The organism is Methylotuvimicrobium buryatense (assembly GCF_005931095.1).
GTDB classification, from domain to species: domain Bacteria; phylum Pseudomonadota; class Gammaproteobacteria; order Methylococcales; family Methylomonadaceae; genus Methylotuvimicrobium; species Methylotuvimicrobium buryatense.
Map to the genome: position 1 here is coordinate 2,920,256 of NZ_CP035467.1, position 20,974 is coordinate 2,941,229.

At 49.1% G+C, this 20,974-nt stretch carries 21 protein-coding genes and 1 riboswitch; of the genes, 10 read left to right on the forward strand and 11 right to left on the reverse strand.

What is annotated here, in order from left to right:
• Positions 1 to 27: 27 nt before the first annotated feature.
• The 3 genes from EQU24_RS13050 to EQU24_RS13065 all read right to left on the reverse strand — a co-directional run bounded on the left by EQU24_RS13050 (position 28) and on the right by EQU24_RS13065 (position 2,775).
• A complete protein-coding gene (locus EQU24_RS13050) occupies positions 28 to 630 on the reverse strand; it encodes a DUF1353 domain-containing protein (RefSeq protein WP_017839083.1) in 603 nt (200 codons plus the stop codon).
• 663 nt (positions 631 to 1,293) lie between these two features.
• The gene (gene def, locus EQU24_RS13060; protein ID WP_017839082.1) at positions 1,294 to 1,845 is read right to left on the reverse strand and encodes a peptide deformylase; all 552 of its coding nucleotides are present in this window, start codon (positions 1,843 to 1,845) and stop codon (positions 1,294 to 1,296) included.
• A gap of 54 nt (positions 1,846 to 1,899) precedes the next feature.
• On the reverse strand, positions 1,900 to 2,775 hold the full coding sequence (locus EQU24_RS13065) for a LysR family transcriptional regulator (protein WP_017839081.1): 876 nt from the start codon (positions 2,773 to 2,775) through the stop codon (positions 1,900 to 1,902).
• Positions 2,776 to 2,892: 117 nt separating this feature from the next.
• Between EQU24_RS13065 and EQU24_RS13070 the strand changes: the two genes are divergently transcribed.
• From EQU24_RS13070 to EQU24_RS13085, 4 genes are all read left to right on the forward strand, one after another.
• Positions 2,893 to 3,219: an EthD family reductase gene (locus tag EQU24_RS13070; RefSeq protein ID WP_017839080.1), complete on the forward strand. Its 327-nt coding sequence runs from the start codon at positions 2,893 to 2,895 to the stop codon at positions 3,217 to 3,219.
• A 22-nt stretch (positions 3,220 to 3,241) separates the two neighbouring features.
• Positions 3,242 to 3,862: a hypothetical protein gene (locus EQU24_RS13075; RefSeq protein WP_017839079.1), complete on the forward strand. Its 621-nt coding sequence runs from the start codon at positions 3,242 to 3,244 to the stop codon at positions 3,860 to 3,862.
• A gap of 43 nt (positions 3,863 to 3,905) precedes the next feature.
• Positions 3,906 to 4,796, forward strand: a complete 891-nt coding sequence (locus tag EQU24_RS13080) for an alpha/beta hydrolase family protein (protein WP_138767176.1) — start codon at positions 3,906 to 3,908, stop codon at positions 4,794 to 4,796.
• Between the two features lie 193 nt (positions 4,797 to 4,989).
• Positions 4,990 to 5,958, forward strand: coding sequence for an MBL fold metallo-hydrolase (locus EQU24_RS13085; protein WP_017839076.1), 969 nt, complete (start codon positions 4,990 to 4,992; stop codon positions 5,956 to 5,958).
• A gap of 117 nt (positions 5,959 to 6,075) precedes the next feature.
• Here EQU24_RS13085 and EQU24_RS13090 read toward each other — a convergent pair whose 3' ends face one another.
• From EQU24_RS13090 to mtnA, 6 genes are all read right to left on the reverse strand, one after another.
• Entirely contained in the window at positions 6,076 to 6,432 is a 357-nt protein-coding gene (locus EQU24_RS13090; protein WP_017839075.1) for a type II toxin-antitoxin system PemK/MazF family toxin, read from the reverse strand.
• A 566-nt stretch (positions 6,433 to 6,998) separates the two neighbouring features.
• Complete coding sequence (locus EQU24_RS13095; RefSeq protein WP_017839074.1) at positions 6,999 to 7,385, reverse strand: DUF5615 family PIN-like protein; 387 nt, start codon at positions 7,383 to 7,385, stop codon at positions 6,999 to 7,001.
• A complete protein-coding gene (locus EQU24_RS13100; RefSeq protein ID WP_017839073.1) occupies positions 7,382 to 7,612 on the reverse strand; it encodes a DUF433 domain-containing protein in 231 nt (76 codons plus the stop codon). Before EQU24_RS13100 ends, EQU24_RS13095 begins: the two co-directional genes overlap by 4 nt.
• Before the next feature lie 760 nt (positions 7,613 to 8,372).
• A complete protein-coding gene (locus EQU24_RS13110; RefSeq protein ID WP_017839072.1) occupies positions 8,373 to 9,098 on the reverse strand; it encodes a glutathione S-transferase family protein in 726 nt (241 codons plus the stop codon).
• 571 nt (positions 9,099 to 9,669) lie between these two features.
• Positions 9,670 to 10,401 carry a sulfate transporter CysZ gene (gene cysZ, locus EQU24_RS13120; RefSeq protein ID WP_017839071.1) on the reverse strand — a complete coding sequence of 244 codons (732 nt, stop codon included), beginning with the start codon at positions 10,399 to 10,401 and terminating at the stop codon, positions 9,670 to 9,672.
• On the reverse strand, positions 10,398 to 11,432 hold the full coding sequence (gene mtnA, locus EQU24_RS13125; RefSeq protein WP_017839070.1) for an S-methyl-5-thioribose-1-phosphate isomerase: 1,035 nt from the start codon (positions 11,430 to 11,432) through the stop codon (positions 10,398 to 10,400). The genes cysZ and mtnA overlap by 4 nt, the downstream gene beginning before the upstream one ends.
• A 112-nt stretch (positions 11,433 to 11,544) precedes the next feature.
• On the opposite strand from mtnA, the gene EQU24_RS13130 reads away from it, so the two are divergent.
• The 6 genes from EQU24_RS13130 to EQU24_RS13160 all read left to right on the forward strand — a co-directional run bounded on the left by EQU24_RS13130 (position 11,545) and on the right by EQU24_RS13160 (position 18,150).
• Positions 11,545 to 12,855: a TRZ/ATZ family hydrolase gene (locus EQU24_RS13130; protein ID WP_017839069.1), complete on the forward strand. Its 1,311-nt coding sequence runs from the start codon at positions 11,545 to 11,547 to the stop codon at positions 12,853 to 12,855.
• An 80-nt stretch (positions 12,856 to 12,935) separates the two neighbouring features.
• A complete protein-coding gene (gene ubiG / locus EQU24_RS13135) occupies positions 12,936 to 13,643 on the forward strand; it encodes a bifunctional 2-polyprenyl-6-hydroxyphenol methylase/3-demethylubiquinol 3-O-methyltransferase UbiG (protein ID WP_017839068.1) in 708 nt (235 codons plus the stop codon).
• Positions 13,644 to 13,645: 2 nt separating this feature from the next.
• A complete protein-coding gene (locus EQU24_RS13140) occupies positions 13,646 to 14,326 on the forward strand; it encodes an HAD family hydrolase (protein ID WP_017839067.1) in 681 nt (226 codons plus the stop codon).
• Positions 14,317 to 15,066 carry an SDR family NAD(P)-dependent oxidoreductase gene (locus tag EQU24_RS13145; RefSeq protein ID WP_017839066.1) on the forward strand — a complete coding sequence of 250 codons (750 nt, stop codon included), beginning with the start codon at positions 14,317 to 14,319 and terminating at the stop codon, positions 15,064 to 15,066. The genes EQU24_RS13140 and EQU24_RS13145 overlap by 10 nt, the downstream gene beginning before the upstream one ends.
• A complete protein-coding gene (gene sufT / locus EQU24_RS13150; RefSeq protein ID WP_017839065.1) occupies positions 15,059 to 15,607 on the forward strand; it encodes a putative Fe-S cluster assembly protein SufT in 549 nt (182 codons plus the stop codon). Before EQU24_RS13145 ends, sufT begins: the two co-directional genes overlap by 8 nt.
• A 718-nt stretch (positions 15,608 to 16,325) precedes the next feature.
• Positions 16,326 to 16,412, forward strand: a riboswitch (Fluoride riboswitch).
• A gap of 100 nt (positions 16,413 to 16,512) precedes the next feature.
• Positions 16,513 to 18,150, forward strand: a complete 1,638-nt coding sequence (locus EQU24_RS13160; protein ID WP_017839064.1) for a cation:proton antiporter — start codon at positions 16,513 to 16,515, stop codon at positions 18,148 to 18,150.
• A gap of 974 nt (positions 18,151 to 19,124) precedes the next feature.
• On the opposite strand, the gene EQU24_RS13165 is transcribed toward EQU24_RS13160, so the two are convergent.
• Both EQU24_RS13165 and EQU24_RS13170 read right to left on the reverse strand, forming a co-directional pair.
• Positions 19,125 to 20,060, reverse strand: a complete 936-nt coding sequence (locus tag EQU24_RS13165) for a cytochrome D1 domain-containing protein (RefSeq protein WP_017839062.1) — start codon at positions 20,058 to 20,060, stop codon at positions 19,125 to 19,127.
• Positions 20,061 to 20,098: 38 nt separating this feature from the next.
• Positions 20,099 to 20,659 carry an SRPBCC family protein gene (locus EQU24_RS13170; RefSeq protein WP_017839061.1) on the reverse strand — a complete coding sequence of 187 codons (561 nt, stop codon included), beginning with the start codon at positions 20,657 to 20,659 and terminating at the stop codon, positions 20,099 to 20,101.
• Between the last annotated feature and the right edge of the window lie 315 nt (positions 20,660 to 20,974).

Consider the following 20,974-nt stretch of genomic DNA (forward strand, 5'->3'; position numbering starts at 1 on the left):
TCAGGTAACACTTTGCCCATCGCATTTTTATAACACGGGCTTAGTCGGCGTTTTATTCGCCTTTCTATGTCCTCTCCATACCAGCCAGCCGCCCAACCACAACGCAAACCAGGAAATGTAATTAACAAACGAAAAACCGTTAATCTCCTGCCCCATCGATCTGAATAATTTATCCCAATCTTTCCGACTCTTATCTTGCCCATAAGGCTCGACAACGCCATTCGATGAGACTTGCCAAAGCTGTGCATACATATAAGCATAATCATGCACCAACCCGGGAATCAGCAACAAACCGGTCGGACTCAGCACGGCCCACAATAGTCTCGGGATCGAAGCGCCGTCGAATTCAAAGCCTTTGGGTATAACAATCTTGGAACCATCGGACAATTCGTAATACCAATTTTCGGTTAAAACCCATTTTCTGACTTCAAAAATTGAAGCCACTAACTTTTGTAGTTTTGTTTTTTGATTTTTTGTAGGTATAGGCACCGGTTTAACGACCGGCATTGAATCTAAAGAGATAGCTGGCAAGGCATCCAGATGTATAAATATTTTGATGATATACAACAACAAATAAGCTGCCAGAAGCACAGTGGCAATCCAACCAATGCAGTAAATGAAATCGAGCATAAATCCCCCTTCGAATTATTTTATTGAGGCTAACAACAACCTGCTTTCTAACCACTAACAACCAGGCTTCCTATGACTTGAAAAAACGGTAACACTACAACAGCAATTCCCAATTTGGAGATCAAAAAGGGTGTGGGGTATGCTTGGCGAGGATGTCGGCAGCAGGGCAGATTTTTGCTCTTCGGCAATTGCTGAGTTACATGGATGTAATGAATGCAGAAAATGCAGGAGCATTTTTCTGCCCTGCCCTACTACACGCCATCCTTGGCGTTCGAGCTGCCGCCAAGCCCCCATGGATGGGTTCACGGCGATCCTCGATAGACACATCCCATACCTTTTGTTCTTAGACGGTTTTTCAATCAAAAAGGAGTAGAACAAGCTCCATGATGGGTTTCCGCTTCGCTCCTACCCATCCTACTCATAAGCGACAACTTAGTGTCTATTCTATAGTGTATTTGTGGCTTTTATTCGTCACATATCGGCATGGATTGCCGATATCCAGGTTACATGTGTGTGAAGCTAAGCATTGCCATCCCTGGCCCTGGATTCCGCCAATCCCTGGCGGAATGACGCGTTTTTCCTTGAGTTGGCGCCTATGCCCGCCCTACTCCTGGATTATTTGAAATGCTTTGGCACAAAGGCTGGATTTTAGAAGCTTAACCATCACACCGCACTACTTTCGGTAATCAATTTCTGAAACTCCTGTTCTGAAACGATATCGCGATTCGTTTCGACACGATCGAGATAAACTAACCCATCCAAGTGGTCGTATTCATGTTGAAAAACCCTCGCGACAAAATCCTCCAAAATCAGTGTCCGCCTGACTCCCAGCTGGTTAAGATAACTAACGCTAATTTTGCGAAACCGAGGTACTAAAGCCCGAATGCCGGGAATACTCAAACAACCTTCCCAATCCTTTGCGACCTCGTTCGATAACACATTAAATTCGGGATTGACCATCACAGTTGGATCCATAGTAGGAGCCTTAGGATATCGAGGCGTGGAACGCGAAGCAACGATCATTATCCTAAACGATTCGCCAATTTGTGGAGCGGCCAAACCAACCCCCTCGGTACTTGCCAATGTTGCCTGCATCGCAGCAATTACATCGATCACAGACGGGTCGTCAACTCGTTCGACCGGCATGGCAATTCGCCTTAGGACCTGTGCACCGATTTGCTCGATAGCGCGGATGTTCGTATTACTATTCATCATTTTTCATTCGACTAAAAAAACCTACAAAAGAAGCCGACTCAAAAGTCCTGTCGTCTAAAAGCCTTGCTGCAATTTTGCGATCAAGGCTTGCCGTTCGGGCTTTGGCGACACTTGCGTTTGAAATATCGCATGGATATCACGGACGATTTCAGGCTCGATCAAGTTGCGATAATCGACAAGTCCAGTATCTTTCGGAACAGAAAATTCAGGCATCAACGCCACCCCCATGCCGGCACGAACCATATTCAAAATCCATTCCTCGCTATTACTCCGATAGGCCGCATACAAATCGATATGCAAATCCCGACAGACACTTTTAAGTTTTTCGCGTAACTCGCAATTGAGCCTATCTAGATAAGGCTCGGATTGCAAAGTTTTTAAATCGATGTTCTGCATTTGCTTAAATCGATGCTGATTACTGAAGGCGACGACGTAACGCTCCCGATATAGCAATAATGACTGAAAGGGCCGGACCGGCAAAGCAATCGGCGCACTGATCACCAGATCGAGATACCCCGCATCCAATTGCCTAAGCAAATTACTCTCGGTATCGACAATCAACTCCAGCTCGATACGAGGAAAATCGCGTTGAAAATCTGCGAACACCGGACTCAAACTCTGCGAGCCGACCGTATTCATCATACCGACCCGAATTGGCACAGTATTCAGGCGGGTAAATCGTATCGCTTCGGCTTTGATGGCCTGCGCTTCAAGAAAAATTCGGCGAAGATTCGGCTCGACCAAACGACCTAACGCGGTTAAGTGGCATCCCCCTCTATCCCTAACAAAAAGTTCGCCGCCCATCTCTTCCTCAAGTTTTTTAATCGCTTGCGTCATCGAAGGCTGTGAGACATAGACCGCTTGTGCTGCGCGTGTGAAAGTACCTTTATCGCAAACCGCCAAAAAGTAACGAATTTGATGCATTTCCATAACAGCTAGCCTAATTGCATAGAGAAAAACTATCCTTTCATAGAAAGGGGCTATTTTACATAATCAATAAATAGTTGTTACATAACGCTGCTTATTAAAGATCTATACGAGAAACTTATGCAAGCGGCAAAGTTAATTGTCATGTATCCTAAACCGACCGACCCGGATATCTTCGAGCACCGTTATACGGAAGAGCACGTACCTATGGCCGTAGAAAAAATGGTTGGTAAAACTCGTTTCGTCGCCTCATTAATAATTTCGACTGCCGATGGCAAGCCGGCGCCCTATTACCGAATAGCCGAAGTCTATTTTCCGTCGATGCCGGCTCTAGAAGCCTGTTTGAATTCAATCGGCGGGCAGGAAACGGCTAAACATGCCGTTGAAATTTCCAGCGGCGGCGCTCCATTATTCCTAATTTCCGAAGTCGAAACTGTCGACTTTTAGCCAACCCCAACAGGAGACTGTGATGAACAAAGGCAAAATAACTATAAATCGTTCACGGATCTTACCCTATCGTCGTTTTTTCGAACAATTGTTGATCGCAGCTTTTTTACTCTCGTGCTTGATTATCGTTTCTCCGGCGCATGCACATCGGGGGGCCGTTGATGAAATCGACGCCTGCAATATCCGTGTCGGCGTCGATAGCGTCCACTTCACCGCTTACACCCCTGAATTATCGGGTAGCAAAGGCTATTGCAATGCTATTCCGCAAGTCGGTCAAACGCATTTAGTCTTTGACTACGGCGGCAAGGCGTTGCGCACGATCGACGTGGAATTCGAAATCACGAAGGAGCCGGAAGGCACCCGAATTTTTTATCAAGAACCGCAAAAAGTCAAAACCGGATCGTTTAGCGGCATTGTCGACTTTAGCCAGTACGGCGCGGGAAATTATTTGGCCCATATCACGATCGTCGACAACGATAAGCAACTCGATTCGCATATCCCTTTTTCAGTAGGACTCGAAGATCCCGACAGCTTCAATTTTAAGCCATTACTGTTCGTATTCGGCTTATCGGCTTTTGTGGTACTGGCATTTATGTATGTGAGTAAGGATAACGACAAACCTAGCAATACGCCGGAAGCCTAATCTGCAGCGCATTTAACCCAATTTTAAAATCCGGAATGCGTCAATGATTGATTTCTCAACTATAAAACCCCACCTGACCAAACGAAACATGTGGTTGGCAGCGATTTTTCTGCCACCCATTCTGTTAGTGTTAATCATGTTGTTGATGGAAACCGGGAGCAGTGATTATGCTCAGATGGGCAACGCCGTTTACCGGCCCGAATCATTTCAAGGCCAGTGCCAAACAGAACAGCTCAAGGGAGCTGCCGGCGCCACCCACGGCGAATCCACCGCAGACGGAATTAAGTTTAACGTACGCACACCTTTAAATTACGATCCCACAGTACCTCATCCCCTGCTATTGGTATTATCGCCTGCCGGTTCTAATCGAGCTAAAACCGAAAAAACGACCGATCTAACACTAGCGGCAACAACCGCCGGTATGATTGTCGCCTATGCCGACCATCCACCTCTATCACCCACCACGGCTGTCGAGCTCGGCACCATTCCCGAGCTCATCGCAAAAAAATGGTGTATCGACGATAAAAGAATCTATATCACCGGTCATTCCGACGGAGGCACATCCACCATGGCCTTGGCATTCATGTCCGGTACCAAACATATTCCAAGCGCCATTGCACCCAGCGCGGCCGGCATCAATTATGAGGAGTTGCGCGAACGCCGTTGCCCCGACCCGATTCCGGCCATGATCATGCATAGCGCGAAAGACAAGCTGTTCCCGGGTTATGGAAAGGAATCGGCGGGTTGGTGGGCGACATGCAACCAATGCGACCCGATTCCCGAGCCTCTCGATAACGGATGTAGTGCTTACACGAATTGCGCTAACGGTATAAAAACCTGGTATTGCGAAGGCGATAAACCGCATTCGCAATGGCCGAATATCAATGCGACGTTGATCGATTTCTTTGTTTCATCGGGCCGAAAAGAAAAGTAACCTTAAACTCGATTGATCAAACATGACGTTCATCGAATATTTCAAGCAATTGCCGAGAAGTAAAAATACGCAAGCACCAGGGATGGTCTCAATCCAGGCGCCGAATTTTGATCTACGTTGGGTATAAATTAGCGGCCATTCCTTAGCCAACTCGACCTGGACCCAAATCATCCCAGCACTCGGGAGTGCGAACATGAATCAACCAAAACTCCAAACTTTAGCATTCACCTTGGCGATTAGCCTGACGAGCTTAGTTTTGGTCGCTTATTCATCAACTGCGGCCTCTCGATCAAAAGTTCAGTTGCAAGTGTTGGGTGCCGGCGGCCCTGAAATCAACGACCGGCGTGCGGGGAGTTCTTATTTGCTTCGCATCGACGATAAAGCATTAGTCATGATCGATACCGGACCCGGTAGCAGCCTCAATTTTGAAAAAGCCGGAGCCGATTTCAACGATTTGCAGGCCCTGTTATTCACGCATTTTCATGTCGATCACAGTAGCGATTTTCCAGCCTTGGTAAAAGGCTCCTATTTTACCGGCCGTAAAGTTGACTTACCGATCTATGGCCCATCAGGCAACGATCTCATGCCTTCGACAAAGGAATTTATCAATCAATTGTTCGGCAAAACCGGCATCTACCGTTACTTAAACGAATACATCAACCCCGACAGCCCGAGCAATTATAAAATACATGCTCACAACGTCCGTTTCACCAAAAACAAGATACAATCATTCAATATTGCACCGAATTTAAACATCAGCGCCATTTCCGTGCATCACGGCCCCTTGCCCGCTTTAGCCTGGCGAATCGACGCAGAAGACTGCCGCATCGTCATCTCCGGCGACTCCAGCAACCAATACGAAACTTTGGTTAAGCTAGCCGAAGACTCCGACTTACTCATCGCCCACCATGCGATACCGGAACAAGCAACAGGAGCCGCCCGAAATCTGCACATGCCGCCTTCGGAAATCGGCAAAATCGCACAGGCCGCAAAGGCCAAGCATTTAGTCTTATCGCACCGCATGCGGCGAACCGAAGGCATGGAAGAAGAAACCTCGGCAATCATACGCAAGCACTTTCCGGGACCGATCGATTTTGCCGACGATTTGGAGAGTTATCCATTGACCGCTGTGGAAAGTAACTACCGATCGTTCCTAACGTAATTATTCATACCCCTTGAGCACTTTCCTGGGAATGCGGGCGTGACGCGCTTATTCAACCAACCCGATCGTTTTGGTCTGTAAATGGCATCAACAGAATTCAAATTTTTGATGATCCCACTATGACAAACAAAAAAGCGTTTTTAGACGCTGTTCAACTGCGATTTGATCAGCCGAAGCAAACTGCCCTAATTTCGCCAAAATCAGACGATTGTCCAGCGTGAACAGCTTTAAACGAATAATAAATGGTGATGGTAATCCGGCTGCCATTAAGTTTTCAATTTGGGTATCCAAAGGCCAGCCTGAATGTTTCGCGCTGGTAATCATGGACATAACGCTATGACCGATTGGCGAATTAAAGGTTTTGTCGACGGATAATACCAAGGCTGGGCGGTTTTTACTTGATTGCCGATCAGTAAACGGAAAGGGTACTTTGACAATATCGTAACAGCTATAAGTCACGATAGGACTCGTCATCTTCGGGACTATTCCATTCTGACAGTGTGCCGCTAACAGCGGCCAGACAATCAAGACCAAAAGGCGCTATGCGGCGGCCCCATATCCGGCCATCTGCTTCAACTTCCCAGGCTATGGTATCACCGGTGGTTAGGTGCAGTTTTTTACGTTCGGAAGATCAAGGTTTTGATCTTGCGTCGAGACACGCGCATAGCCAATAAGCATCTGGCTACTCTTGAGACCGAGGCATAACTTTACCTGATTAGCAAGTTTCTTCAGCTAAAGCCCAAAAACCAGCATATCCCTAGCAGGACGGGGTTTGCAACCCCGTCCTAAACGTTTTGACTTTGGCCAAAGTTAGCCGAAATGTTTAGGGCAAACCGAAACGTTGGGGACGGGTTAAATAACCCGTCCCGCAGAAGTGGCTACGACTGGCCACTGCTCGGACAATTGGCTTCAGCAAGCTGAAGCATCTTGCTAATCAGGTAACTTTAACTTGAAACCCATCGGGTGAATCATCATGGACACAAAGCACACAGGGGATGTGTTCCCTTATAAAGGAAAAGATTTTCTTGTGACTGGCGATATTAAGCTTCATCCCCTGTCCTCAATTGAAAAGGTAGTAGTCGCATTCGGGTGCGATTTGGATCAACGGTAAGCAATGCGCCGTTTTCCAATTCGGATGCCATTTGCCGCAAGGCAGCGATGACCTGCAATCCGATCACGTCCGGGCTGACATCCTCGGCACGAATTTGCACGACGCTGGGCTTCTTGCCATGTGTAGCGGCAAGGATCGCGCTGAAGTCCAAATCGTGTGTGAGGACCACATAGTCGTTCGCGCTGGCGTAAGCCATGATTTTCGAATCCGGAGCATTTTTTTCACCCAGTGTTGACCAATGCTCAGCTTCAATGCCAGCATTGACTAACAATCCGATCCAGCGCGGGGACAGGTTCATATCGACGAGCAGCTTCATGCGGAGGCTAGTACGACCTCGCGTTCTTCGGCTAGCCAGGCAGCGTAACGAAGCGCCTGCATGATGTCTTCGCGCTCAAGGTAGGGGTAATCGGCGAGAATTTCATCAACGCTGTGTCCCGCACCGATTTGTCCCACAATCATGCCGACCGTGACGCGCATTCCACGGATACATGCTTTGCCACCCATCACATCGGGTTCTTGGGTGATGCGATTCAGTTGTCCCATGCTCTACTCCTTATCGAAACTCGTTGTCATAGTAGTAGTGCGAGAATATAGTTTCAAGAACTATTTGTGAGAATAGAAGCGCCTTGATTCTGTGCGCCGCAGAGATAACGCAACAAGGCTTCTCAAAAAGCTCCGTTTTCAAGAACAACTTATAAAAGGATTGTCCAAAAAAGGGGTCAGGTTTAATTATTAGTTCAACTTACCCCTTTTCTGTCTCCCTTTTTTCGCAGCCTGTCGGAAGTGGACCCTTACTGAATTTGAAGAAGCCAAGCACCAATTTGCAGTAGAGCAGCGGCACGGCATCACAATGTCATGTGTTAGGGAGATTGCGGAGGCAACTCTGCACGGATAATTCGCCAAACATCAGCAATTCCCAGTTTGAGCAGTTTCGCCGATTTTAGGGTGTGGGGTATGCCTGTCGAGGAACGCCGTAAACCCATCCATGGGGGCTTGGCGGCAGCTCAAACGCCAAGGATGGCGTGTAGTAGGGCAATGCAGGGCAGAAAAATGCTCCTGCATTTTCTGCATTCATTACATCCATGTAACTCAGCAATTGCCGAGGAGCAAAAATCTGCCCTGCTGCCGACATCCTCGCCAAGCATACCCCACACCCTTTTTGATCTCCAAATTGGGAATTGCTGCGCCAAGCATCGCCACCAACTCGGACGCGCAAAAACTACGTTACGCTCCGCTTTTTAAAGGGGTTCAGGTTGAATATTAAATAAACTTGAATCTTTTTTCGGACCCTTTTTTCGCCGCCTCAACGATAATCCTGATAGAGTCGTTCGACCCAGCTTAGCTTGCCGGCCCAGGAAGCCGTGAGGGATTCGAGCGGCTCTGGATAGACTGCGGGCCATTCGACGCTGAATTTCCGGATTTTGCACAGCGGCGCCAAGAATGACGCCACAGCGATGTCGGCGCGCGTGAAGCGGTCGCCGACCATGAAACGGCGGCCTTTCAGGTGTGCGTCAATTTTGTCGATCGCTTTCTCTAAACGTTGCTGCGCGAGTTTGACCGTGCGCGGTTCGATCATCATCAGTTTACGCATTTGCAGACGCAATTTAGGATAAATGACTGGCATGATCGGACGGCCGTACCAGGGACCGTTGGCGGTGAAGATCGGGATCAACAGGCCGGGATGGTCTAAGAGCGTGTCGTAGCAGACCGCCCTAACCGCTACGCCGATGCGTTCGTCGGCGAATTTTTCCCAGTATTGCGCCTCTTCCTTTAATTCCGGTTCGCCCGGCGTCAGCGGCGTGTCGGGATAACGCGAGTCGAGATAGTCGATAATGTCGCTCGAGTCTTGTATGGCCTTGCCGGAATCGACCAGAACCGGTACCGTCGACTCGGCAGCCAGCTTCTTCGTGGTTCGTGCGTGCAGTCCCGGCAACAGGTTCCGGGTCCGGTAATCGAGTTGTTTGTGGTCCAAGGCCCAGCGAACCTTTTCGCAGTAATGCGAAATCGGAAATTGATAGAGTGTACGCATATCGTAATACTCGCGGTGGATTGTAAGTGGCTTGTCGACGCCAGCGACCTCAGCCGCAGATCGGGAGTCTCAAGAGCGAATTTGAGCATTAAGCATCTTGTAAGCGGATTTTAATGTGCTGTTTGCCCCTTAGAAGTTAAACTCTACACCCTACCGTATTACCATTCAGTTTCTTCGCAATGAAAACCAATGGATTCAGGTTTTGGAATAAACAAGGTTAGATCCAAGTTATATCGTATCGCTTGCTTTCCGCCTTCCTCCCCTCCTTTCCTGCTGCTTTCCTGCTAATGTACCAAGCAAACCCAGAAAGATGCAAAGAAGTTGGCCTCCAGCGGCCTTGATGCCAAAAGCAAAAGCCCAGGAATTGCTGGCACTGATCGCAGAAGACCCGTATCGGAAGCCGCCTCCGTTTGAGAAGCTGATTGGTGATCTTGCGGGTGGGCTATTCACGGCGGATTAATATTAAGCAACGCCTGCTCGAAAGATCGGGGTCAAGCATTTAGTCTTATCGCACCGCATTCTGTCCCGCAATACCGGAAATATTGCGCTATCCATAGCACTACTCCTTGATTCATTGCGTAGTCTCGCCCTCCCCAGCCTGCAATACATAAATAGTCGCCCCAATCACGGCGGCCGGCGCGACGATGATATTTACTATCGGTAAGGTTAATCCTACCATCGTGACGCCGCCGAAGCTCATCGAACCGAGACGAATGCTTTTGAGTACTTTTCGTTGCTCGGAAAATAACAAACCGGCATTTTCCAATGGATAAGCCATGTATTCCAATGCCGCACCCCAAGCCCCGAACAAACCCCATAAAAAAGGTGCCGCGATATTAATACCGGGAATGATCGACACAATTAACAACGGCAATGCCCTACTACCCAAATAACCGAAGCGCTTGAATTCGGCCAGGATGATTTTGTTGACGGAATGCGCGCCGGCCTCAAGCTTTCGGCCCGTAATGAGTTCCGCCGATTTTGCCGACAATGCGCCGTAAAACGGCGCCGCAATCAAATTCGCCAAAATGGTAAACGTGAAAAATCCGGCGATAAAAAAACTGAGAAAAAACAGCGGCCATAAAACCCAGCTTAACCATGACAACCAGTCCGGGATAAAATGCGCTATGAGGTCGGCAACATAATAATACCCGAGTACCAACACCGCGCTATAGAGCACGAGATTAATCAAAACCGGAATCACGATAAATTTGCGCAATTCCGGCTTAAGTGCCCAACGCAGGCCGCGAAAAAAACAACTCACTGCCCAGGCCGGATTATTGCCTTTTTTGGAAAATTTCATAATTTAAGACTCCCCATGCCATTTTCCGATGGATTCAATACCACGCCGCGCTCGGTCACGATCGCCGAAATCAATTCGACCGGCGTCACATCGAATACCGGGTTCCAAGCACTGACCAAGGATTCCTGATTATAACTATCCGGTAACAATTCATTAGGTTCGCGCTGTTCGATTTCAATACCGCCACCGTCGGCAAGATTCCAATCGATCGTCGATAACGGAGCCGCTACCATTAACTTGACGCCATGCTGTTTAGCCAATACCGCCAACGAATAGGTGCCGATTTTGTTTGCGGTATCGCCGTTCGCCGCAATCCGATCGGCACCGACGACGATCCAATCGACCGCACCCGACTTCATCAACCAAGCTGCTGCTGAATCGGCTATCAAGGTCGCCGCAATATCGTCTTGAGCCAATTCCCATACGGTCAGTCGGGCGCCTTGTAACCAAGGGCGAGTTTCTCCCGCAAAGACTTTATTTAAGCCTCGCCGGCAGGCGCTTCGAATCACGCCGAGCGCCGTACCGTAACCGCCTGTCGCCAAAGCTCCGGCATTACAATGCGTCAAAACGCCTTTAGCCCCACCGATAATGTCGGCGCCTAACTCGCCGATTCGATGATTCGCGGCAATATCGTCCTGATGGATTTCTACGGCCAAGGCTTGTGTTGCCGCCACCGGATCCTCCGGTTGGGAATTTAAAAGCGCTTTCATCCGGTCCAAGGCCCAAAATAAATTAACCGCAGTCGGGCGCGATGCCGCCAGCCGTTCGATATCGGCAAACACCTTATCAGACCAATTTACCGAACGATCGTGACAATGCTGCTTCACCGACAACGCCACACCGTAGGCCGCCGCAATACCGATCGCGGGCGCTCCGCGCACACGCATAGTTTTTATGGCTTCAGCGACTCCCAGCGCATCGCGGTAGTCTTCATAAGCGATAGTTTCGGGAAGCAGCCTTTGATCCAGGACTTTTAACGAATCGCCTGTCCATTGCAGGGCTTGTACCGCTAATTGTTTGGGTTCAGTCATTGTTTATCGAATAGGTAGGAAAAAAAGTTATAATTCGGTTTTTATAGCCATTGCGTTGCATACTATCGGCATACACTGCTCGTAGGCTATTCATTTAATTTGGAAACCGTTCATGAAAGTCGATATTGCTATCAATGCGCGCTGGATTATACCCGTTGAGCCCGAATCCGTAACCTACGAGCATCATACGTTGATTATCAACAAAGGTCGTATCGTCGACCTATTGCCGACAACGGAAGCCTCGCAAAAATACCAAGCCGGTTCGGTGGAGAATCTCGACCGTCACGCTCTCATTCCCGGCCTAATCAACTGCCATACTCATGCCGCGATGACGCTATTGCGCGGCATTGCCGACGATTTACATTTAATGGACTGGCTGCAAAATCATATCTGGCCGCTCGAACAACAATGGGTCGGCGAAGCTTTCGTCCGGGACGGCACAGATCTGGCGATCGCCGAAATGATACGCGGCGGCACGACCTGCTTTAACGATATGTATTTTTTTCCGGAAATCACCGCGCAACAGGCTATACATCATGGCATACGCGCAGGGATCGGCATGATTCTGATCGATTTTCCGTCCGCCTGGGCCGAGAATGCCGACCGTTATATCGAAAAAGGCTTGGAACTGCACGACCGCCTCCGCCACGAGCCGTTGATCATAACACCGTTTGCGCCGCATGCACCTTACACGGTCTCGGACGAACCGTTACAGAAAGTTAGAACTTTTGCCGACGAACTCGATGTTCCGGTACACATGCATGTTCACGAAACGCGGCATGAAGTCGATGAGGCATTCGAAAAGACCGGTACGCGCCCGATAGCAAGACTCAATGAACTCGGCCTGATCAACCCCTCTTTCGTCGCTGTGCACATGACTCAATTACACGACGACGAAATCGAATTGTTCGCCCGCTCCGGAGCCCATATCGTGCATTGCCCGGAATCTAACTTGAAATTGGCCAGCGGCTTTTGTCCGGTCGCAAAATGCCTCGATGCTGGAATCAATGTCGCACTAGGTACAGACGGGGCCGCCAGCAATAACGACCTGGATATGCTCGGCGAAATGCGGAGTGCCGCGCTCCTGGGTAAAGCCGTCGCAAACGATGCGTCAGCGATACCGGCCATGACCGCGCTTAAAATGGCGACAATCAACGGCGCCAAAGCCTTGGGCCTCGACAACGAAATCGGATCGTTGGCTATCGGCAAAGCGGCCGATATCGTAGCGATCGATTTGAGCGGCATCGAAACCCAACCCATATATTGTCCGGTCTCGCAAATCGTCTACGCGGCAAGCAGACACAATGTTACCGACGTTTGGGTGTCCGGCAAACGCTTATTGAAACAACGACGCCTCACAACACTTGACCTTGCCGATTTAACGCTCAAAATCGACGCATGGCGTCAGCGTTTGTCTCAATAATTAACACTGACTTCAAATCCGCCGCTAGCAATAACCTAGTAATATAGTATACAATTATTCAACCTAAACGGTTCACTCTCATGACAGTTACAGACAACGTACATCTTCACGAAATCAATAAATTCGGCTCGCTTGCGGAACGCTGGTGGGATACTAGCGGCGAGTTCAAAACTCTCCACGACATCAATCCGCTGCGAATCCGTTTTATTCAAGAGCATGCGGAAATTGACGGCAAGCGTATCGTGGATGTCGGTTGCGGCGGCGGCATTCTTTCCGAAGGACTGGCCAAAAACGGCGCAGATATGCTCGGCATCGACTTGAGCGAGGAATTGATCGATATCGCCGATCTACACGGACTGGAATCCGGCATCAACGCGCATTACCGCAAAATTAGCGCCGAAGCCTTGGCCGATGAACAACCCGAAGGTTTCGACCATGTCACTTGCATGGAAATGCTCGAACACGTACCCGACCCGGCATCTATCGTCAGAGCCTGCGCGAAGCTGGTTAAGCCCGGCGGCACGGTGTTTTTCTCGACGCTAAACCGTAAGCCGAAAGCCTATTTATTGGCCATCGTTGCAGCGGAGTATGTATTGAGAATGCTACCTAAAGGAACGCACGATTTCAAAACCTTTATTAAACCTTCGGAGTTGAGCCGCTGGGCACGCGAAACCGGGCTTGAGCTACAAAGCATGGCAGGCATCGAATACAATCCGTTAACCAAGCGTTTCAGTCTCGGCAAAGACATCGACGTTAATTATCTTGCCGCTTTCAAACGAGTCGACTGACTATGGTCTGCGATTTTAAGCTTTCTTGCGTGCTATTCGATCTCGACGGAACGCTTGTCGACACCGCTCCGGACCTAATTGCCTGCCTGAATCACGCCTTGCTTGAACACGGCTTTGTAAATATCCCTAACGAATCGGTTAAGCCCTATATCTCATATGGCGCCGCAGCGATGGTTAAAGCCAGCATTGGCGATACCGTCCGTGATGAAATTCGGCAGGCGGTTCTGAAAACAATGCTCGACCGATATCAAGACAATATCGCCGAATTCACGGTTTTTTTCGACGGCATGCCGCAATTACTCGAAGCCATCGAATCACAAGGTCTTAAATGGGGGGTCGTGACCAATAAGCTTAAACGCTACACCGATCCGCTGATGCAAGCACTCGACCTAACGCAACGAGCAGCCTGTATCGTGAGCGGCGATAGCACCGGCAACAGCAAACCGCACCCCGAACCGATGCTGGAAGGCTGCCGACTGGCCGAAGTAAAGCCACACGAATGCGTTTATATCGGCGATGCGAGACACGATATCGAGGCCGGAAAAAATGTCGGCATGAAAACCTTGGCCGCGTTATACGGCTATTTAAAGCCGGAGGATGTTCCCGAGAATTGGGGCGCCGATGCCTTGATCGATCATCCCCGCCAAATCGATTCATGGATAAAGTCAACATTATGCAATTAACAGGAAAGGTCATTCTGATCACCGGCGCGGGCGGTGGCCTTGGCAGTACGGCTGCCTTGGCCCTCGCCAAACAAGGCGCACAGATCATTTTACTGGACAAAATCATCGCTAAACTGGAAGCGGTTTACGACAAGATCGTCGCTGCCGGCGCACCGGAACCGATCATGTACCCTTTTGACTTAGCCGGCGCAAACGAAAACGATTACCAGGAACTCGCCGACCGGATTGAAGCAAAATACGGCTCGCTGGATGGTTTGCTGCATTCTGCAGTCGAATTCAGCGCATTCGAGCCTTTGGCATTGCATAAAACCAAGGACTGGGGGCATTCGCTGAATGTCAATCTGAATGCGCCCTTTCTGTTATGCAGAGTGCTACTGCCGATCATGCAAAAAAGCGATTCCGCTTCTATCGTGTTCACGTCGGATTCCAAGGCAAGAACCGGTCAAGCCTATTCGGCGTCTTACGGCGTATCGAAAATCGCGCTGGAAGGCTTGTCTAAAATACTGGCGGAGGAACTGGAGTCGGAGGGAAAAATCAGGGTGAACACCTTGATACCGGGCCCTATCGATTCGCCTTTTCGAAAAAGGGCCTACCCGGCCGAGGATAAAAGCCTATTACCGGCAATGTCCTCATTAAATGAGATTTATACCTATCTTTTCAGCGCCGACAGTATCGGTCTAACCGGTCGCATCATCGACGCGCAAACCTTTAAGCAACAACCAACGAATAATCATGGCTGAAAGAGAAAGCATCGTTTTAACGCGGGATGTCAATATCGTCACTATTCCCGACGGCAATGCCGGGACCCTAAGCAAAGGTAGCGTTGTCACGATACACCAATCGCTCGGTAACAACTACACGGTTGTCACCGATTACGGGCACATGGTACGCATCAACAGTGCCGATGCCGACGCCTTGGGCAAAGAGCCTCACGAGCTCCACACCTTAGTCCGCGACACGGATCCTGACGCAGTCGAGAAAAACTGCTGGGAGGTCATGAAAACGGTCTATGACCCGGAAATCCCCGTCAACATCGTTGATTTGGGACTGGTTTATAATTGCGCGGTCACACCGACCGGGGAAGGCAAAAACAGAGTCGACATTCAAATGACGTTGACCGCACCCGGCTGCGGCATGGGCCCCGTCATTCAAAGCGATGTCGAAAAAGCGATACGTGCCCTGCCCGGCGTCGAACGGGTCAATGTTGAAGTGGTACTGGACCCGCCCTGGTCGAGACACATGATGTCCGAAGTCGCCCAAGTACAACTCGGTTTGTTTTAAAATCGCTTGGCAAAACCACAGAGCATTGTATCCGCAACACTATGCTCTCTGTGGTTGTAAAAAATCGCCTTCGCTGAAGGATTATACGCCAATTGCCGTCGTGAATTATTATCGTTCCCGTATGCAAGTTTCCGAGATACGAAAAGCACGCATTATGGCGCCGACTTAACCCAAGACAGTCGAATAAACGCCGACCGACGTGCGAATTTGTAGTTGATTGCAATACTGATTATTGTTGAGCTTTGGTTGATCGGGCTGGGCTTAAAAGGAACAGCCAACAAACGATAAATCAAAGCCTGCAGCAATCGTGATCGTTCTCCTTATTCGGTCATTTTTCTTGCCCGCATCGGCTGTCAATATGTGGTATTTGAGTTGCCGGAAAATTTATTGGAACACGCTCAGGCTCTCCTCCTACTCCCTTGATAGAAAAACCGTTTAAGAGTAAAAGGTATGAGATGTGTCTAGCGAGGATCGCCATGAACTCACCCATGGGGGCTTGACGGCGTTCCTCGACAGGCATACCCCACACCCTAAAACCGGCGAAACTGCTCAAACTGGGAATTGCTGGGGCGCCCCAGGTCCTGACCCTGGCTTTCTTGACAATATGCTAGACCGGCCTGGATAATTACAAGCACTCTCCATGCCTTGTAGGGTAGATGTATGAATATCTTGATAGATGTCAGAATCTTCCCCTGTTGACAAAGGGATGGTACGAAAAAGAAATGATGGCGATGGAGCTCGCCGAAACCGCTTAGCGTTTTTTAGCATTATCACAACGTATCTGGCTGATGGCTCCTACTTTACCGACTTGTAGCGCGAGGTGAGGGCTGTACATGCATAGGCTGAAATATGTCTGCCACACTACAAGTCACGTTGATTAACCCACTCAACTGCAACGTGATGTTATGTTAGAGAGCATTATCTGGATTCTGTTAATGGGATTTTTCGTTGGGCAAATTGCCCGACGACTTCGAGTTCCTGCACTGGTTGGTATGGCGTTGGTCGGCGTTGTGCTTGGCCCCCATGTAGGAAATGTGATTGCACCAGAGGTTTTAGGAGCTGCAGATTCCCTACGCGTGATCGCCGTCATGGTAATTTTAATGAAAGCTGGGTTAGGGCTTGATCGGGAAAAGCTAGCTCAGCAAGGTACCGTAGCATTGCGATTGGGCTTTTTTCCCGGGGCTTGTGAGGCAATCGCCATTGCGTTTGCTTCAATGTGGCTGCTTGAGTTTGACTTTGCCACGGGACTTCTACTTGGTTGCATTATTGGTGCGGAATCTCCCGCCGTTATTGTGCCTGGGATGTTGCGCTTAAAGAGTCTAGGATGGGGAGTTAAGAAAGGTATTCCTGATGCCATATTAACCGGAAGCGCGCTGTCCGATGTCTTGCTTTTGCTGGTCTTTAGTTTACTGGTTGCGTTTTTGTCTCAAACTGCCGCGACGGGAATATCCTTGCCGGGCGGATTAACTCTGACCCCATTGCAATTGCTGCCGCTTCAAATCATCCTCCAAATCAGTTTAGGGGTCTTGCTGGGATGGTTTGCGGCTCACCTATTGGTCTCATTATTAGCCAACCAAAACTGGACGCAAAATGCGGTGCAGGATGCGTTGGTTGCTGCAGGCTTTGCCTTGTTGCTGGTCGTTATGGCGGAAGATTTCCCCGTGTTTTCCGGTTATCTGGCGGTCATGATGACAGGCTTTTTCATGATCGAGATAGATGCTCCATTAGCGCGTCGATTACGCAGTGGCTTTGACAGTTTATGGGTGGTTGCTGAGATCATCCTCTTTGTGCTGTTGGGAGCTAGTATTCAACTTGATGTGCTTGGCAACACCTTTCTAATTGGATTAGCTGTACTAGCAATAGGTCTTTTGATCGGTCGTTCCATCGGCTGGTATCTATCAACTCTAGGCAGCAACTGGACGTGGAAAGAACGGCTATTTCTGCTCCCTGGGAATTCCGCTAAGGCAACTGTACAGGCAGCGATCGGTGCGATTCCCTTGGCTCTAGGCATAGATGGGGGCGAAACGATTCTTGCCTTAGCAGCCCTGTCGATTTTGGTAACAGCCCCGCTTGGAGCTTGGTCTACTCCTTTATTTGCACCGAAACTTTTGGAGCGGGGCGAGGTTGACCCTACCAAAGTTTCGGTGTCGCGGCGGATTGTATTGCTGGCAGCCGTCGACACCTCAGCCTTAGCGACACAAGTGCTGAGAAAAGCGGCGGAGTTAGCCCGTCGTAGCGATGCCGAGGTGGTGGTGCTTCACGTCATTCGAATAGATGATCCTGAAGGAAGCGAGCAACTCAGCCATCAGGCGAGACGAATCCTGGCAGATATTCGTTATCGATTTGTCATTGCCAATGGCTCCGTATCTGAAGAAATTATCCGCACCGCTCAAGATAATGATGTGGCGGAGATCGTCATCGGCAAACGCGGTCATCGTCCCCTGGACGAAGTATTGGTTGGATCAGTTTCTCAAGCCGTGCTGGAAAGCAGTGCGATACCCGTTTTGGTCGTGGAAGATGAACTAGCCTCATCTCATAATTGATCAACAAACCACCTGATTAGCAAGCTTCTTCAGCTAAGGCCCAAAGATCAGCATATCCCTATCCGGACGGGGTTCGTAAGCCATGCGCGTCAAGCTAAAAACGGCCAACCCACATCACGCTATTTCCCAAGCTCCAGCTCTCGTCTTTATAGATTATCTATACCTTTCGCACTTCAAATTTCGGCAGTGCCTGAGGAGGCGCCGGGATGCTCGGCAAAGGCTTTGCCAGCTAGAGCCTAGAACCTACAGGGATGTATTCACGGCGTCCTTTGACGTGCACCCCGGTGCCGAATTTTGATCTACGATGGGTATAATTGTGCAAAAAGTAGCGACCGAGCGCTAAATTGTTGTGTTGTCCGGAAAGGCTATTGGTGTTTGAGCGTTACTGGCTTCGATAGTCGCGACGAAGGCGCCGCTCCCACAGAGAGAGCTGCGGACGCTCTGTGGGAGCGATCCCCTGATCGCGATCTCGAGGTCGAAAGTGTTAAGTCACAATAAATGGTATCGAGGTCTCATTGGTTAAGGTTGCAAAAGGGTAATTTTTGACTTATGTATAACGATGAGAGCTGGAACTTGGGTAACAGTATATTTTAGTTTTTGCGACTACGATTGGCCCCTGCTCGGACACTTGGCCTCGGCAAGATGAAGCATCTTGCTAATCAGGACAATTTATGTGGGCGGGGCAGATCAATGACAAGGTAAACCTTGTATCTTGCTCTGTTAGGAGAAGCGCGTAGTCAAGGGATAATTAGCGCAACCATGCTGTGGGGTATGACCGGATATGGCAAACATAACCCAAAGCGGGTTAAGTCCCTCGGCATTACTCCTTTCATACTAAAAAATCGCTCGCCTTTATTGAAGGTTCGGGATGTGCCTGTCGAAGACTGTCATCAAGCCATCTATCGGGCTTGGCGGCAGCCTGATAGCCATGGAATGAATGCGGATTTTGAATGGAGGAAAAAGTAATATTTGATTCAATCGCCGACGATAAACTGACCGAAGGCCCGGCTGCCGCCGCCCGTTTCGATCGTATCGATCACTTCAAGATTTAACGCATCGATGACCGACACATTGTCATCGAACCAATTCGCAACATAGACAAAACGCCCCCCGGGAAGCGTTCCGATGCCTTCCGGCTTGTCGCCAACTTCTATCACGGCTGTCTCGGTTAACGTTACGGTATCGATCACCGAAACCGTGCCATCGTCTTGATTCGTTACAAACAATAAACTGTCATCGAGCGCCAAAGCCGCCGCATAAGGCAGCATTTTAACTTTCACGGTCGCAATTCGCTTAAGATGATCCCGTCCCAACACCGTAATATCATCGCTCTCGACATTGGCCACATAGATTCTTTCGCCTTTGCTGTCGACAATCAAACCGAACGGGTGCTCTCCAACTTTAGTGGTATTGCGAATCCTCAAGGTTTCAAGGTCGATTTGCGACACCGAATTATCGAGTCGATTGGCGACATAGAGCCAACGGTTATCGGGACTCACGGCCAACCCCGAGGGCGATCGCCCGACCGGAATTGTCTTCTTGACCTTCAAAGTTTGAGAATCGATGACCGAAACGATATTGTTATACCAGTCGGCAATAAATATTGTCGTGCCCGTTTTATCGACCGCAATACCTAAAGCGCCGGCGCTCGCCGGTACCTGAGCGATTAACCGATTGTTTGCAGCGTCGATAACCGCTAATTCGCCCGATTCCGGCGTCGTCACATAGACTCGATCGCCATTCGGCGATACCGCGACGCCGGCCGGCTTACCGGGTACCTTAATCGTTGCAACTACCGAATTCGATACGGTATCAATCACCGAAACGCTATCGCCCAGTTGATTCGTAATAAAAGCACGAGGAGCTGCTGCTAGCGGAAGGGATAAAAAAAACGCGACGGCAAAAGCCATCGCGTTTTTTACGTGTCTTAATAACACCGAAAACAACCTTATTTTTCGGCTAAGGCTTTCAGGTTTTCCAAGCCTTCCTTGAAAATAGCGTTAACGGCAGTATTAGCCGCTTCTTCGTTCATTTCAGCGGGCGGATTGTTATTCATGTAAGCGCGGTAGTAACCAGCCTGCCAGATGACCTGCGTTTTGTCGCCTTTAGCCTTGAGGTCTATGCTGGCCGCGTAGTTGCTAACCGGCAATACCGGTACGTCTTCATCTTGACCGGAGTGCGAAATGGTTTTTTCGACACTCATTTCTTTGATTTTATAGGCATAACTCATTTTTTTATCGTCATGCTTTTTCAATTCTTCGGTAATCGAGCCCCCGTCTTTTAGCGTCAAAACGCGGGTCGCGCCTTTCTTGTTACCGCCCTCACCTGTTGTGCTGGCTACTGCCGGCAACCATGACATATCGTCGAAGTTTTTAATCAATGCCCAGACTTTATCAGCCGGTGCATTAATGGTGATATCCTGCTTTACTTTCTGACGCACAGGGCCATGAGCATGGGCACCGGCTGCAAACAAAAACAAAGCTGAAACTAAGAGCGTGAATTTTTTCATTATTGACTTCCTATTGCGGAAAAGTGAAAAGATAGCTGACTATTATATGCCAAAACACCGATCGCTAAAAACGAGTCGAGGGTTAATACTGCAAAAAAACACCTGAATTTTTCCTGAATTCATGCACCAAGGATTTGTTCATAAACTTATAAAAAGTATATTCTGTCCACGAAACACACGAAAATCACGAAAATATTCAATTAACTATACGTTCCAAGCCGCTCACCCAATGAGGGCTTAAAAAGATTTATGGAACCGCATGAATACTTTACTGTGAAAGTTCGTAGATTTGGACACTTTATCTAATTTTTCGAT

Bases quoted from the DNA above. Each gene is read 5' to 3' on its own strand.
- EQU24_RS13050 (WP_017839083.1), bottom strand. From the start codon at position 630: ATGCTCGATTTCATTTACTGCATTGGTTGGATTGCCACTGTGCTTCTG.
- def (WP_017839082.1), bottom strand. From the start codon at position 1,845: ATGATGAATAGTAATACGAACATCCGCGCTATCGAGCAAATCGGTGCA.
- EQU24_RS13065 (WP_017839081.1), bottom strand. From the start codon at position 2,775: ATGGAAATGCATCAAATTCGTTACTTTTTGGCGGTTTGCGATAAAGGT.
- EQU24_RS13070 (WP_017839080.1), top strand. From the start codon at position 2,893: ATGCAAGCGGCAAAGTTAATTGTCATGTATCCTAAACCGACCGACCCG.
- EQU24_RS13075 (WP_017839079.1), top strand. From the start codon at position 3,242: ATGAACAAAGGCAAAATAACTATAAATCGTTCACGGATCTTACCCTAT.
- EQU24_RS13080 (WP_138767176.1), top strand. From the start codon at position 3,906: ATGATTGATTTCTCAACTATAAAACCCCACCTGACCAAACGAAACATG.
- EQU24_RS13085 (WP_017839076.1), top strand. From the start codon at position 4,990: ATGAATCAACCAAAACTCCAAACTTTAGCATTCACCTTGGCGATTAGC.
- EQU24_RS13090 (WP_017839075.1), bottom strand. From the start codon at position 6,432: ATGACGAGTCCTATCGTGACTTATAGCTGTTACGATATTGTCAAAGTA.
- EQU24_RS13095 (WP_017839074.1), bottom strand. From the start codon at position 7,385: ATGAAGCTGCTCGTCGATATGAACCTGTCCCCGCGCTGGATCGGATTG.
- EQU24_RS13100 (WP_017839073.1), bottom strand. From the start codon at position 7,612: ATGGGACAACTGAATCGCATCACCCAAGAACCCGATGTGATGGGTGGC.
- EQU24_RS13110 (WP_017839072.1), bottom strand. From the start codon at position 9,098: ATGCGTACACTCTATCAATTTCCGATTTCGCATTACTGCGAAAAGGTT.
- cysZ (WP_017839071.1), bottom strand. From the start codon at position 10,401: ATGAAATTTTCCAAAAAAGGCAATAATCCGGCCTGGGCAGTGAGTTGT.
- mtnA (WP_017839070.1), bottom strand. From the start codon at position 11,432: ATGACTGAACCCAAACAATTAGCGGTACAAGCCCTGCAATGGACAGGC.
- EQU24_RS13130 (WP_017839069.1), top strand. From the start codon at position 11,545: ATGAAAGTCGATATTGCTATCAATGCGCGCTGGATTATACCCGTTGAG.
- ubiG (WP_017839068.1), top strand. From the start codon at position 12,936: ATGACAGTTACAGACAACGTACATCTTCACGAAATCAATAAATTCGGC.
- EQU24_RS13140 (WP_017839067.1), top strand. From the start codon at position 13,646: ATGGTCTGCGATTTTAAGCTTTCTTGCGTGCTATTCGATCTCGACGGA.
- EQU24_RS13145 (WP_017839066.1), top strand. From the start codon at position 14,317: ATGCAATTAACAGGAAAGGTCATTCTGATCACCGGCGCGGGCGGTGGC.
- sufT (WP_017839065.1), top strand. From the start codon at position 15,059: ATGGCTGAAAGAGAAAGCATCGTTTTAACGCGGGATGTCAATATCGTC.
- EQU24_RS13160 (WP_017839064.1), top strand. From the start codon at position 16,513: ATGTTAGAGAGCATTATCTGGATTCTGTTAATGGGATTTTTCGTTGGG.
- EQU24_RS13165 (WP_017839062.1), bottom strand. From the start codon at position 20,060: ATGGCTTTTGCCGTCGCGTTTTTTTTATCCCTTCCGCTAGCAGCAGCT.
- EQU24_RS13170 (WP_017839061.1), bottom strand. From the start codon at position 20,659: ATGAAAAAATTCACGCTCTTAGTTTCAGCTTTGTTTTTGTTTGCAGCC.